General features: G+C 74.9%; 10 protein-coding genes. 5 read left to right on the forward strand and 5 right to left on the reverse strand.

Translation table 11 applies throughout. From position 1 onward, the window contains the following. Position 1: 1 nt before the first annotated feature. The 3 genes from recC to SHK17_RS01030 all read right to left on the reverse strand — a co-directional run bounded on the left by recC (position 2) and on the right by SHK17_RS01030 (position 8063). Positions 2–3367 (reverse strand): exodeoxyribonuclease V subunit gamma, encoded by a 3366-nt coding sequence (gene recC, locus SHK17_RS01020; protein ID WP_322920787.1) that lies wholly within the window; start codon positions 3365–3367, stop codon positions 2–4. A 42-nt stretch (positions 3368–3409) separates the two neighbouring features. After that, positions 3410–7795: a LamG-like jellyroll fold domain-containing protein gene (locus tag SHK17_RS01025; RefSeq protein ID WP_322920788.1), complete on the reverse strand. Its 4386-nt coding sequence runs from the start codon at positions 7793–7795 to the stop codon at positions 3410–3412. Positions 7796–7931: 136 nt separating this feature from the next. Then, the gene (locus SHK17_RS01030; RefSeq protein WP_301539406.1) at positions 7932–8063 is read right to left on the reverse strand and encodes a hypothetical protein; all 132 of its coding nucleotides are present in this window, start codon (positions 8061–8063) and stop codon (positions 7932–7934) included. Positions 8064–8160: 97 nt separating this feature from the next. Between SHK17_RS01030 and SHK17_RS01035 the strand changes: the two genes are divergently transcribed. Further along, on the forward strand, positions 8161–9342 hold the full coding sequence (locus SHK17_RS01035) for a hypothetical protein (protein ID WP_322920789.1): 1182 nt from the start codon (positions 8161–8163) through the stop codon (positions 9340–9342). On the opposite strand, the gene SHK17_RS01040 is transcribed toward SHK17_RS01035, so the two are convergent. Beyond that, entirely contained in the window at positions 9332–9505 is a 174-nt protein-coding gene (locus tag SHK17_RS01040; protein ID WP_172268787.1) for a CsbD family protein, read from the reverse strand. The genes SHK17_RS01035 and SHK17_RS01040 overlap by 11 nt on opposite strands. A 145-nt stretch (positions 9506–9650) precedes the next feature. Then, the gene (locus SHK17_RS01045; RefSeq protein ID WP_322920790.1) at positions 9651–9842 is read right to left on the reverse strand and encodes a hypothetical protein; all 192 of its coding nucleotides are present in this window, start codon (positions 9840–9842) and stop codon (positions 9651–9653) included. Between the two features lie 100 nt (positions 9843–9942). Here SHK17_RS01045 and SHK17_RS01050 point away from each other — a divergent pair, with 100 nt between their 5' ends. The 4 genes from SHK17_RS01050 (at position 9943) to speB (ending at position 14041) form a co-directional block, all read left to right on the forward strand. Then, positions 9943–10788, forward strand: coding sequence for a DICT sensory domain-containing protein (locus tag SHK17_RS01050; protein WP_172268793.1), 846 nt, complete (start codon positions 9943–9945; stop codon positions 10786–10788). Positions 10789–10884: 96 nt separating this feature from the next. Continuing rightward, positions 10885–11448: a TetR/AcrR family transcriptional regulator gene (locus tag SHK17_RS01055; RefSeq protein WP_322920791.1), complete on the forward strand. Its 564-nt coding sequence runs from the start codon at positions 10885–10887 to the stop codon at positions 11446–11448. Further along, positions 11445–12926 carry an MFS transporter gene (locus SHK17_RS01060; RefSeq protein WP_322920792.1) on the forward strand — a complete coding sequence of 494 codons (1482 nt, stop codon included), beginning with the start codon at positions 11445–11447 and terminating at the stop codon, positions 12924–12926. Before SHK17_RS01055 ends, SHK17_RS01060 begins: the two co-directional genes overlap by 4 nt. A gap of 104 nt (positions 12927–13030) precedes the next feature. Beyond that, a complete protein-coding gene (speB, locus tag SHK17_RS01065) occupies positions 13031–14041 on the forward strand; it encodes an agmatinase (protein ID WP_322423832.1) in 1011 nt (336 codons plus the stop codon). Positions 14042–14132: the final 91 nt, after the last annotated feature.

Consider the following 14132-nt stretch of genomic DNA (forward strand, 5'->3'; position numbering starts at 1 on the left):
CTCACAACCCCCGCACCTGCTCGTGGCCGGTGTCGATCAGCGGACCCCACAGGCGCCAGGCGACGTGGCCCAGCCGGTGCGGTCCGTCCTCGCCGGCGCCCGCGGGCCCGGCGAGCAGCGTGTAGTCGGCGTGCTTGCCGAAGGCGCGCACGTGCCACGGGTCGGCGTCCTCCTTGGCGAAGCCGGAGTCGTTGAAGCGGGGCGTCTCCCACTCGGCGCGCCCCTTGAGGTCCGGGTCGCCGTCACTCCCGGCCCGCACGCGCCGCCACTCCTCGGCCCACGCCAGCGACGTCCTCACCGGCAGGGGGAGCGGCTCGCGCTGTCCGGCGTCGAAGAGGGCGACGAGGTCGCGCAGCCACTGCACGGCCTCGTGCTGGGCGAGGGGGCCGATCTGCTGCACCTGCCCGCCCGAGCGGTGCTTGCCGATGGTGTGGACGGTCCAGTTCTCGTCGGGGAGCCCGGCCGCGAGCGCCAGTGCGTTGATCCAGGCGGCCAGCCGGTGCTTCGCGCCGAGGTTGGAGAAGGAGACGGTGACGGCGTTGTTGCCCCACACGTCGCCGACCGTCCCGGAGAGCCGGCGGCCGGCACCGAGGTCGACGTCGACGTCGAGCGTGCGGTGGGCGCCGCGCCGGAGGGACTGTGCGGTCTCGACCAGCGGCCGGGCGTTCTTGACGATGTCGGTCAGGACGCCGACCCCGAGGCCGAGCGGCGGCAGCGTGCCGCTGAGCTGCTCGGCCGTCATCGCGGACTGCGGGTCCGCTCCCGCCATCACGTTGGTGACGATCCGGTCGCCGACCGCCCACTTCTCCAGCGCGTCGAGGGTGATGGGGATGGCGTCCTTGACCTCGTCGGCGGCGTAGGGGCGCGCGATCCGCAGCCGGCGGAAGAAGCCGCGCACCGGGTGGGCGAAGAAGTCCTGGAGGTCCGCGAGCGAGACGTCGGGCGCCACCGGCCCCGGGGCGGGCAGCGGCGACGGCACGAGCACGCCCACCGGCGCCCGCTCGCCGCGCGCCGCGCGGGCGCCGGCCAGGGCGAAGCGGTCGAACGTGAAGGCGCCGCGCTCGCGCAGGGACCCGTCGATGAAGTTGGCCTCGTCGAACGGCTGGAGGGGGTGGTGGGTGACCACGTGGGAGCGGACGGGAGCGGCGGCGGTGCGGTCGAGCGCGTCGAGCAGCTCGCCCAGCGGGACCGCGGGCGGGCGCTCGGCGCCGGTGTGCTCGCCGCGACCGGTGTAGGTGATCACCAGCGTGTCGGTCGCTGCGGTGATCGCGTCGAGGAAGAGCTGCCGGTCCTCCGCGCGGAGGTCGCGCTCACCGGTGCGCGGTCGGCGGGCCAGGACGTCGTCGCCGTCCACCGTGGAGACGCGGGGGAAGACGCCGTCGTCCAGCCCGACCAGGCAGACCACCCGGTGCGGGACGGAGCGCATCGGCACCATCGTGCAGACCGTCAGCGTGCCGGTGCGGAAGTTGGCGCGGGTGGGCCGCCCGCGCAGCCGCTGCTGCAGCAGCGCGCGTACGTCGGCCTGCCGCAGCGTGGTGCCGCTGTCGCCGGCGCCGGCCGCGATCCGGGCCACCTCGCGGTCGAACTGGGCCACCTGCCACACCTCGGTGAGCGGCGTGGAGGTCAGGCGGTGCACCGCGTCGGACAGCGCCGTCGTCCAGTCGGTGACGGTCCGCGCCCGCTCGGCGCTCTCGACGAAGTCGTGCAGCCGCTCGACGAGCTCGGCGAAGCGGCCGACCAGGTCGAGGTCGCCGTCGCTCACGTCGTCCACGGGGACCGTGCCGGAGACCTGGCGGTGGTCGAGGCCCGACATCGCCGCACCGAGCAGCACCCGCCTCAGCCCGGTCACCCACGTGTTGGCCTCGAGCCCGTCGAGCCCGAAGGTGCCGCGGTGCTGCGCGTCGTAGCCCCAGCGGACGCCGCTGACGCCGACCCAGTGGGTGATCCGCTCGAGCTCCTCGTCGCCCAGCCCGAAGCGCGCCCGCACCGGGTCGGCGCCGGCCACGTCGAGCACCTGGCTGGCGGTCATCCGGCCCCGCACCAGCTCGACGAGCTGCGCCGCGAGCGCCAGCAGCGGGTTGGTGGCCACGAGCGACCGGTCCGCCAGCCGGACCCGCAGCTGGTGGCCGGGGTGCCCGGCCCCCTCGCCCGCCACGTCGGCCATGCCGAACGCCGCGGAGATCAGGGGGGCGTAGGTCTCGATGTCGGGGACCATCACGAGGATGTCGCGCGGCTCGAGCGGCTCCTGCCGCGGGTCGTCGACGCTGTCCTGGAGCAGCCCGACGAGCACCTCGCGCAGCACGTCGACCTGGCGCGCGGCGCCGTGGCAGGCGTGGACCTGCACGGAGTCGTCCAGCCCGGTGCGGCCGGCGCGCTCCTGCGCCGTCGGCGCGGAGTTGGCGCGGAGGTCGTGCTGCAGCCAGCCGAGCAGCGTGCCCTTCGCCGGCGGCGCGGTGGCCGCCGGGGTGCTGGGCAGGTCGCCGAGGGTGCGGCGCAGCTCGCGCGCGTCGCGGCCGAGCGACCCGAGGAGGGGGTGGCCCACCACGGCCGCGGACGTGTCGGCCGTGCGCGGCACCTGCTCCTCGCGGGCCGCGGGGGCCAACGCCTCCCACAGCGCGGTCGAGGCCTGCGGCAGCCAGAGGTGCACCTCGCGCAGCTCGCCGAGGGCGGACAGGAGCGACACCTCCGTCTCCGGGATCCGGGTGTGCCCGAACAGCGACAGCCGCGGCGGGAGGTCGAGCGTGTCGCCGCCCGAGCGGAGCCGCTCGACGGTGTCGGCGTGGCGGACGTGGGGAGGAGGAGCGGGCACCACGTCGACCAGGCGGCGCCAGAGGGCGGCCTGCCAGAGCAGGTCCTGGTCGAGCTCGCCCCCGGCGCCGTCGGTGCGGCGGCCCTCGCGCCACTCGCTGAGCAGGGCCGGGCGCTGCACGGCGTAGGAGGAGAAGAGCCCCGCGATCCGGCGCGCGACGGCGTAGCGGCGGGCGGAGCGGTCGTCGTCGGGATCGCCGCCGCCGAGGTGGTGGGTGAGGTCCTCGAAGCCCGTGGTGCCCATCACCTCGTCGATGACCTCGAGCAACGGCCACGCCAGGCGGTCGGGGCTCCACGGGTCCTCCGTGTCGCGGTCGAGCAGCATCGACACCAGCGAGTGCGGCGTCACGAAGTCGACGCCCGCGCAGACGCCGTCGCCCCCGCGCGTCCCGATGCCGAGCCGGTGGGAGAGCCGCTGGGTGAGCCAGCGCTCGACCCCGCGGGCGGGGACCACCACGACCTCGCGGGCGAAGGGGTCCGCCAGCGGGGTGACCAGCAGGTCCGCGAGCCCGTCGGCGAGCGCGTCGGTGCGCTCGGCGGTGTGCAGGTGGAGGGTCACGGGCGCCACCCTATGAGCGGCGACCGACAACCGTGGGTCGGGTCAGAGTCCGCTGCCGCGCACCGCCCCGATCTCCGCGGCCGTGAGGGCCCGGTCGTAGACACGCACGTCGTCGATGGTGCCGGCGAACCACTCGCCCCACACCGTGTTGCCCCCGATGCGCAGCGCGCCGGTGCTGGTGGTCAGGGACCCGGCCTGCGTGCGGGTCGCCACCTGCGTCCCGTCGACGAAGAGCCGGACGACGGCGCCGTCGTAGGTCACCGCGAGGTGGGTCCACGTCGCGGCGGCAAGCGCGGCCGGGGCGTTGACCTCGCGCTCGACGTTGGCGATCGCGAGCGTGGTGTTGGGCCGGTTGCCGGCCCCGCCGGTCGCGTAGAGGCCGTAGGTGAGGCCCGACGGACGCTCCTTGAGCACGACCTGGCGCCACGCGCCGAGCGTCGTGGGACGGACCCACGCCGACAGCGTCATCCCGGTCGTCAGGTCGAGGCTGGCGGCGTCGGGCACCGTCACGAGGTCGTTGACCCCGTCGAAGACCAGCGCGCCGCCGTACCTGCCCTGGGCGGTCCACGTCGGGCCGCCGGCCAGGGTGCCGGTGTTGCCGCGCCCCGAGCTGTCCGCGGCCGTGGTGCCGGTGCCGTCGTCGAAGGACCAGCCGCCGACGAGGCCGGGCACGCCGGCGTTGGCGACCGTGACGGTCACCGGCGCCGAGGTGGTGGTGCGACCGGAGGCGTCGCGGGCCACGGCCGTGATCGCGTGCTGACCGTTGGCGACGGTCGTCGACGACCAGGTCGCGGTGTAGGGGGCGGCGGTGTCCTCGGCGCCCACGGCGACGCCGTCGACCCGGAGCTGGACGCCCACCACGGCGACGTCGTCGGTGGCGGTCGCCGACAGCGCCACCTGGCCGGAGACGGTGGCCCCGTTGGCGGGTGCGGTCACGGTCACCGTCGGCGCGGCCTGGTCGACGACCACCTGGGCCGTCGCCGGTGAGGACCAGCCCGACCAGTTGCCGGCGGCGTCGCGGGCCCGCACCTCGTAGGAGTAGGTGCCACCGGCGAGTCCAGCGTCGACGAGCGTCGTCGTGGGCGCCGTCACCGAGAAGGTCACGGCGCCGCCGGGTCCGCCGCTGCGCTGCACCTGGTAGGCCGTCACCGCGCGGTCGTCGGTCGAGGCCGACCAGGTCAGCGTCGCCGTGCCGCCGGAGACCTGCGCCGTGACGCCGGCGGGCACCGTCGGTGCCGCCGTGTCGGCGGTGACCACCGCCTGCGCCTGCGCGGACGGGGCGCTGGCGTTGGTGCCGTCGGAGGCGACCACGCGGTAGTAGTGGGTGCCGGGCGCCGCCGCGGTGTCGACGTACGACGTCGCGGTGAGGCCGGTGACGACGAGGGTCGAGGCCGAGGGGCTGAAGCCGCTCACGCCGCTGCGGTGCACCTCGTAGGTCGGGGTGGCGACGTCGTCCGTCGACGCGGTCCAGCTGAGCGAGACGCTCCCCGGCCCGGCGGTGGCCTGCAGCGCGGTGGGAGCCGTCGGCGGCACGGTGTCACCGCCGGTGCCCGGGTCGGAGGTCGAGTCGGTCACGACCTCGGCGGCACCCAGGGCACGGTCGTAGATGCGCACCTCGTCGAGGAGCCCCGCGAACCACTCGCCCCAGATCGCGTTGCCGCCGATGCGCAGCAGCCCGCTGCTGGTGGCCACGGGCCCGGTCTGGGCGCGGCTCGCCACCTGCGTGCCGTTGACGTAGAGCCGCATGGTGGCGCCGTCGTAGGTGAGGGCGAGGTGCGACCACGCGTTGAGCGCGAGGGCCGAGGGTGCGTCGACGTAGCGGTCGCCACCGATGAAGGCGGACCCGTTGGGGCGGCCCGCCAGCTCGCCGCTGGCGTAGAGCGCGTACGTCAGTCCGTTGGGCTGCTCCTTGAGCACGACCTGGTCCCAGGTGCGGGCGGCGCTGGGTCGGGCCCAGGCGGTGAGCGAGAAGCTCGTGGTGAGGTCGAAGGCGTTGCGGTCGGGGATCGAGACCCGGTCGTTGACCCCGTCGAAGGAGAGGGCGCCGCCGCGCCGGCCGTTGGCCACCCACGTGGGTCCGCCCTCGAGCGTGCCGTTCGCGCCGGTGGCCGACGAGTCGCGGGCCACCGTGCCGGCGCCGTCGCCGAAGCTCCAGGCACCCACCAGCCCGGGCACCGCGGGCGGCGCCGAGGTCTCGGTGAAGGTGGCGGTGTAGGTCGCCGAGGCGTTGGCGGTGACGGTGTGGGACCGGGCCCCGCCGTCGGACCAGGAGGCGAACTCGTAGGTCCCGCCGCGGGTCTGCGGTGAGGCGACCGCGACGGTGTTGACCGAGCGTTGGATCACCGGGACGGAGAAGGGCGTGGTCTGCTCCTCCGAGCCGACGGTCGCGCGCAGTCCCGAGGGGACGGTCTGCACGGTGAGGTTGACGACCGCCGGGTCCAGCCGCAGCGTCGTGGTGCCCACCAGGCCGTCGGAGTCGGTCGCGGTGGCCTGCAGCTCCAGCCAGGCGGGGTACTCGTGGTCCGGGCCCACGAACGACCCGGTGCCCACCCCGTCGAACCTGGCCTGGGTGTGCTCGTGGCACTCGCTGCCGTTGGGGCAGTGCTTGACCACGAGCTGGGTGCTGAGCGAGGCGGCCGGCAGGGCGCCGTCCTCGGGGTCGGTGGCCGACGCGGTGAAGGTGATGGTGTCGCCCACCCGCCACGGCGTGGTTGAGGCGGTGGAGTTGAGGACGACGGTGGGGGCGTCGCTGCCGGCGGTGATGCTCACCGTGTCGACGTCGGTCGCGCCCAGGTTGTCGGTCACCCGCAGGCGGGCGGTGAAGGTCCCGCCGGTGGTGTAGGTCCACGACGGGCTCACCGCGGTCGAGTCGTCGAAGGCGCCGTCGCCGTCGAGGTCCCAGGCGTACGAGATGCTGCTGCCGGCGTCGGGGTCGGCCGAGCCGCTGCCGTCGAGCTGGACGACGAGCGGCGTCTGCCCGCTGGACGGGTTGGCGCGCGCGACCGCGATCGGCGGCGTGTTGCCACCGGCGTTGTAGCGGATCCGCTTGACCTGGCCCGTCGCGATGTCGACGGCGTAGAGGTCGCCGCCGGGGCCCGCCTCGAGCTCGGCGGCGAACATGCTGCTGTCGAAGACGGTCGTGCTGCCGGCCACGACGTCACCCCCGTTGAGCTGGGCGAACCACAGGCAGCGGCGGGAGTAGTCGGCGAAGAACACGCCGCTGCGGTACGACGCCGGGTAGGCCAGCGACTGGCTGCCGAACGCGACGGCGGACACCGACGAGCCACCGGAGCCGCAGCCGGTCCCGAGCGCGGTGCCGTGGGCGTACGAGAGCGCCGGGGCGGTGACCGCGGAGGCGCCCTGGGCGTAGAGCGACTCGCACGCGGGCGCGTCGGCGGAGTCGTAGCCGGGCTGGCGGCCGCTGCCCTCGTAGCAGGGCCAGCCGAAGTTCTCCGCCGTGCCGTCGACGACGATCTTGTTGAGCTCCTCGAAGCGGGTCCAGCCGACGTCGCCGACCCAGATCTCGGACGTGCCGGGACGGGCGGCGAACCGGAACGGGTTGCGCATGCCGTGGGCCACGATCCGCTTGCGCATCGGGTCGGGGTCGGAGATGAACGGGTTGCCCGGCGCCGGGGCGCCGGTGTCGGGGTCGATGCGGAGGATGGAGCCGTGCGGGACGACCGCCGTGCCGGCGGGCTGCCGGGCCGACTGCGCGCGGAGGGCACCTCCCCAGCCCGAGACGTCCGCGCAGCGCTGCGAGCCGAGGTTGCCGACGTCGACCTGGTTGTAGCTGGCGGCGTCGCCGGAGCCGACGTAGAGGTAGCCGTCGGTGCCGAACTCGACGGTGCCGATCGTGTGGCTGCCGTACTGCTGGCACCAGCCGCCGCCGAGCAGCACCGCCTCCTGGCCGGTCCACGCGCCCGTGACGGGGTCGAGCGTGAGCCGGGTCAGCTCGGCGGAGACGCGACAGTCGTTGGCGCCGCCGTCGGTGGGGCACGGGTCGGTGTCGGAGGTGGCGTTGCCGTACTTGGGGACGGTGCCGCCGGGGTCGGCGTCCTTGGTGTAGAGCGCCCACAGGTAGGGCCGCTGGGGGTAGGCCGGGTCGAGCACCATGCCCAGCAGGCCGCGGTCACCGTTGTTGTAGACGCGCAGCCGCAGGTCCGCCGCCTGGCGGCTGGTGGCGTCGTCGAGGTTGTCGAAGACCTTGATCACGCCGCGCCGCTCGGCGACGAACACCTGCCCGGTGGCGGCGAACTCGACGTTGCCGGGCTGGGCGAGGCCGGTGAAGGGCAGGTCCTCGATCGTGAACCCGGCCGGCGCCGCCTGGGCCGCCGGAGCGGTCGTCGCGACCAGCGCCACCGATGGCAGGAGCGGGACGAGGAGCGCGAGGAGGACCCACCTGGCGGCGTGACGTGCTGAGCTGACCATGGACCTCGCCCCTCGACCGAACGTGGCCGTGCCGCCGGTGACGGCGCGGCGCCGATTCCGTCGAGTGTGTGGCGGTTGTCACACCTCGGGGGCGCTGCGGTGGCGCGTTACCCCCAATGGGGGACGGCCGGGCGGGTCAGCTCGCGAACTGGTAGACCACCACGAGGATCGCCAGGGCGACGAGGATGCCGATGAGGGCGCCGGTGACCATGAAGGGGCGACCGCTCTGCTGGGTCGGGTCGACGTCGTCCGGGTCGCGAGGGCTCATGGCGTGCCCGTACCCGCCCCGGTCCCGCGCATGCGCCGTACGCCCCGACGCTCCCGCGGCTCTGGCGGGGCGTGGCGCCGTCGGCGAGGATCTGTGCGTGCACCGACGGACACCTGCCGCGCTGGCCGCGATCGGCGTGCTCGCGCTGGCCGGGTGCACCGACGAGCCGCGCGAGCCGGCCCGGCCCGAGCCGGTCCGGGTCACCTGGGTCGAGAAGCAGCTGCCTCCCCCCGACGGCGCGCCCGGTCGCACGGTCGTGCGCGACGCGGTGCAGTGCGGCGACGGCTGGTGGGTCGTGGGCGCCGTCTTCCTCGACCGCCCGAGCGAGACCCGCGACACCCGGCCGGCGGCGTGGTTCTCGGCGGACCGTGGGACGTGGCGCTCCGTCCCCGTCGAGGCCCGCACCTACTGGGGTCGCCGGGCGATCCTCAACTCGGTCGCCTGCTCGCGCGGCCGGGTGGCGGTCGTCGGAGCCCGCTCCGGCGGCGCCCACGGCAACCCGCGGGTGACCACCTTCCATGCCGAGGGCGAGAGCCTGGTCGACGTGCGCGCCGTCTTCACCCAGTACGGCGGCGTCAGCGCGACCAACGTCGGACCGATCGCCGGTGGCCCCACCGGCTGGCTGATCACGGGCAACCGGACGTCAGGACCCGGCGTGTGGTGGACCGACGACCCCCGAGGATTCACCCGGGTCGAGGCGGAGCCCGGCCTCACCGACGACGGCGACCTCGAGTCGCTCGCGCAGGGCGCCGGCTGGGCGGGTGAGGAGTGGGTCGTGGTCGGCGCGGGTGCCCGGACGGGCCGGCACCTCGACCCGGACCCTCTGGCCTGGACGTCACCGGACGGGCTCACCTGGACACCCGAGGAGATGCCGGCCGCCGAGGGCGCCGAGGACGTCCACCGGGTGACGCTCCTCGACGACGGGCGGCTGCTCGCCGTCGGCCTGCACGAGGGCCGGTACGCCGCCTGGGTGCGGGACGACGACGGGTGGGGCGACGCGGTGTCGTTCGGGGAGGTGGCGCAGGAGTGGCGCGGCGCCCCCTACGTGGCGTCGCTGGTCACGACTCCGGCCGGGGCGCTCGCGAGCGTGAGCACCGGCGACCACTACGAGCTCTGGCAGACCGGGGACGGTCGCGACTGGCGGCGGGTTGACGTACCCCTCGAACCGCAGACCGCCGGCGACCACACCTTGGTGGTGGCCGCCGGCGAGGACCTGCTGCTCGTCGCCGACGCGGGCGACGGAGGGCACGTCTGGGTGGGGGAGCCGATCAGCCCTTGAAGGCGTCCTTGATCTTCTCGCCGGCCTGCTTGAGGTTGGCGCCCGTCTGGTCGCCCTTGCCCTCGGCCTCGAGCTTCTCGTCGTCGGTCGCCTTGCCCGTGGCTTCCTTGGCCTTGCCCTTGAGCTCCTCGGACTTGTTGTCGAACTTGTCGTCCAGACCCATCGTCGTTCCTCCTGTGAGGTGCGGTGCGGACCGGGGTGGCCCACTGCCAACCTGCCATGCAGGTGGGTGCCGAGCGACACCCGTGCGGGTGGAGGTGCGACCCGCGATCGGTGGCGTCGACGAGAGGGAGGAGCGGCGGTCCCGGTCAGGAGTCGAGGGACCGCGGTCGCTCGGGGGCGCGGGCGGCGTCGAGGCGGCCGCGCGGTTCGGCCGGGGGCGGCGGCGGGGTCTGGTGCTCGACCTCCTCGGCCCGGGAGGCGTCGAATCGCCAGATGACGGCACAACCCACGATCGCGACGACGATCGCGACCGTGCCGATCAGGATGACTGTTCCCATGGGATTCTCCTGGTGCACTGGTAGGACGAGGCGAATACCTCTACAGTCCTGTATAAGTTATTTCGGCACTATGTACAAGACCTGCACGGGAAGGTTTCACATGACCGTCGGCGCCTCCGAGGGATTCAGCATCGGCGTGCTGGCGGCGCGCACCGGGCTCACCCCGGCCGTCCTGCGCACGTGGGAGAACCGCTACGGCTTCCCGGCCGGTCAGCGCTCCCCGACGGGGCACCGCCGCTTCACCGAGGCCGACGTCCGCCAGGTCCGCGAGGTGCTCGACGTGCGCGCCTCGGGAGTCCCGCTGCAGGTCGCCATCGACTCCGTGGCTCGTCGGTCGTCGCTCGGCCACGACTCCGTCCACGCCGCCCTGTCGGCCGACTTCCCCGAGCTGCGTCCCCAGCGACTGGGCCGTCGCGCGCTGATCGCGGCCTCCCACGCGGTCGAGGACGAGTCGCTGGCTCGGGCCGACCGCCCGGTGGTGCTCGGCTCCTTCCAGGAGGGCCACCGCTACTCCCGGTCCCGGCACCGCTGGGACGAGCTGGCGCGCACGGCGTCCTGGGCTGCCGTCGTCGCCGACTTCGACGAGGCGCTGCCCGCCGACCCGGCGGCGCGCCCGGCCCGGTGCCAGCTCCCGGAGGACTCCGCGCTGCGCCGCGAGTGGACGGTGGTGACCGTGAGCGCGACCCGGGCAGCGGTCGTCTCGGCGTGGGAGGTGCCGGGCGCGCCCGACCGCGACCCGGTCTTCGAGTCGGTGATCAGCACCCACCGGCCGGCCGCCCTCGCGGCCGCCCGCGTGCTGGTGGGTGCCGCCCGCGCGAGCGGCGCCACACCTCCCGGCAGCGTCGACGACCTGCTCGACGACCCGGCACCCGCGCCGGCCACACCGCCGGCCGACGTCGACCGCATGTGGCTGCGCGCACTGGCGAGGCTCGACCCGCCCCGCTGACTCCTGCTCGCGGGGACGTACGGCGCGAGGCGACGCCTCGAGTTGAGACACTGACGTCTCACGTGAGACACTGACGTCTCACTACGAAGGGGCGTCATGGCGACCGATCGCGACGACGTGCTGCGCGCCGCGCAGCGCGTGCTCAACGCCGACCCGGCCGCGCCGATGTCGGCCGTGGCCGAGGCCGCCGGCATCAGCCGGGCCACGCTGCACCGTCACGTCGACTCCCGCGAGTCGCTGCTGGTCGAGCTCGGCACCCGGTCCCTCGACCGGTGGGAGCGGCGGCTCGACGACGTCGACGTCGAGGCCCTGGCGGCGGAGGCCGCCCCGGCCAGCCTGCGCGCCTCCCTCGAGACGCTGGTGCTCGGCTACGTCGACGACTCCGACGCGTTCGGCTTCGCCCTCACCGATCAGGTGATCCTCGCCAACGCCGAGCTCGTGGAGCGCACCCAGGCGCTCGCCGGTCGCGAGGCGGTCCTCTTCGCCGCCGCACAGCGAGCCGGCGTGCTGCGCACCGACCTTCCGCTGCGGTGGCTCGGGCACGCGGTCTACGGGCTGCTCGTGGCGGCGCGCGAGGCCGTGCGCATCGGCGACGTCGCCCGCCGCGACGTCGGCCACCTCGTCCTCTCGTCGCTGCTCACCGGGGTCGGCACGCCGTGACCGACCTCCAGCAAGCCGTGCCGCGGACCTCCGCCGACCCCCGCCGCTGGTGGGCCCTGGTCGTGCTGGCCGCCAGCCTCCTGGTGGTCGTCATGGACATGACCATCCTCAACGTCGCGCTGCCCGAGATGGCCGCCGACCTCGGCCTCGGCTCGGTCGCGCAGCTGTGGGTCGTGGACGCGTACGCCCTCGCCCTCGCCGGCCTCCTCGTGCCGGTCACCGCCCTCGGCGACCGGTGGGGCCGCAAGCGGATGCTGCTGACCGGCTATGCCGCCTTCGCCGTCGGCTCGGTCGCGATCCTGTGGGCCGACAGCGCCGCCTCCGTCATCGCGATCCGAGCGCTGCTCGGCGTCGGCGGGGCCATGGTGATGCCGTCGACCCTGTCCCTCATCCGCTCCGTCTTCGCGGACCCGCGCGAGCGCACCCTGGCGCTCAGCATCTGGGGCGCGACGGCCGCGCTCGGCGTCGCGGTCGGACCCGTCGTCGGCGGAGCGCTGCTGCAGTCGTTCAGCTGGCACGCCGCCTTCCTCGTCAACGTGCCGCTCATGGTGGTGGCGATCGCCGCCGCCGCGTGGCTGCTGCGCGAGAACCGCTCGCGCGTGCCGGGCCGGATCGACGCCCCCGGCGTCCTGCTGTCCGCCGGCGGGCTCACCGCCGTCGTCTACGCGGCCAAGCAGCTCGGCAAGCACGGCCCGAGCCTGCCCACCCTGGTGCTGCTCGCGGCGGGCGTGGCCGCTCTCGCCGCCTTCGTGCGGATCGCGCTGGCCTCGGACCGGCCGATGCTCGACGTGCGGCTGTTCGGCGGCCGGGTGCTGCGCGCGGGCGTCGTCGCCGCGCTGGCCAGCAGCGCCGCGATGGCCGCGGTCCTCTTCGTCGGCAGCCAGTGGCTGCAGCTCGTCGAGGGCTGGAGCCCGCTGGAGTCCGGTCTCGGCCTGCTGCCGCTCGCGGTCGGGGCCATGGTGGCCTCGCCGTTCGCCCCCGCGGCTGCCGCTCGGACGAGCCCCCGCGCCGTGCTGGCCGGTGGCCTGCTCGTGCTGTCGGCCGGCCTCGCGCTGCTGGCGGTCGTGCCGGCGACCTACCCCTGGATCGCCGTGGCGTTCGCCGTGGTGGGGCTCGGCACGTCGGCACTCGGTCTCGGCTCCGCGCTCATCATGGGCGCGGCGACCGACGACCAGGCCGGCTCGGCCGCCGCCGTCGAGGAGATCACCTACGAGCTCGGTGCCGTCCTCGGCATCACCTTCCTCGGCAGCCTCGTCGGCGCCGTCTACCGCGCGAGCCTCTCCGACGGCGTCGGCGCCGCCGCGCGCGAGTCGGTCGCCGGAGCGGCGGGCGGACCGTGGGCTGCGGAGGCGGGCGACGCGTTCCTGACCGCCTTCGCCGCCGTCGGTGCGGTGGGGGCGCTGCTGACCGCGCTCGCGGCGTACGCCGTCTGGCGGCTGGTCCCCGCCGACCTCACCCTGGACGACGCGCAGCACTGAGGGCCGCCGCTGCCTCACTTCCCTCGGGGGTGGCGGCAGATCACACCCGAGGAAGGCTGGACGATGCGATGTGCCGCCACCCTCCGCGCCCCTAGAGTCGGCCCATGGCTCGCTACGGCGCTCAGTTCGGTCCCGACATCACCTTCCTCGGGGTTCCCGCCTGCGACCTCGATGACGAGGCGACGTACGCCGGTGCCGACGTGGTCGTGATCGGCGCGCCCTTCGACGGAGGGACCTCGCACCGGCCCGGGACGCGCTTCGGCCCGCAGGCCATCCGGATGACCGACTACCTCCCCCACGACGGCTCGCGGCCGTCGCTCGCCCTGCGCACCGACGGGCTGCAGGACCTGCGGGTCGTCGACGCCGGTGACGTCGAGCTCCCGCCGGGCGACATCGAGGTCGCGCTCCCGCGGCTCGAGGCGGCGGTCGAGAAGGTGGCCCGCGCGGGCGCCATCCCGGTCGTGCTCGGCGGCGACCACTCCATCGCCTACCCCGACGCGAAGGGCGTCGCCAACGTGCTGGGCCACGGCCGGGTGTCGATGATCCACTTCGACGCGCACGCCGACACCGGCGACATCGAGTTCGGCTCGCTGTGGGGCCACGGCCAGCCGATGCGGCGCCTCATCGAGTCGGGCGCCCTGCGCGGCGACCGGTTCCTGCAGATGGGCCTGCGCGGCTACTGGCCGGGGCCGGAGACGCTCGACTGGATGGCCGCCGAGCGGATGCGGTCCTACGAGATGACCGAGATCGTGCACCGCGGGCTCGACGACTGCCTCACCGAGGCGTTCGCGATCGCCACCGACGAGTGCGACGGCGTCTTCCTCTCCGTCGACATCGACGTGTGCGACCCGGGCCACGCCCCCGGCACCGGCACCCCGGAGCCCGGCGGCCTCTCGGCCCGCCAGCTGCTCGACTCCGTACGCCGCATCTGCCTCGAGCTGCCCGTCGTCGGGGTCGACGTGGTCGAGGTGAGCCCGCCCTACGACCACGCCGACATCACGGCGGCGCTCGCCAACCGCGTCGTCCTCGAGGCGCTCTCCGCGATCGCCCGCCGGCGCCAGGACGAGCGCGACGGCACGACGTGGGACCCGGCGCGGCCGCTGCTCGACCGCTGACCGCGGGCCGCGCGCGTACGGCTGTCGGCCGCCCTGCCGGGAGCGGATCCGCCCCGGGCGGAACACCCTGTGGTCCGCCCCCACCCGGCGG

Source organism: Nocardioides renjunii (assembly GCF_034661175.1).
GTDB lineage: Bacteria > Actinomycetota > Actinomycetes > Propionibacteriales > Nocardioidaceae > Nocardioides > Nocardioides renjunii.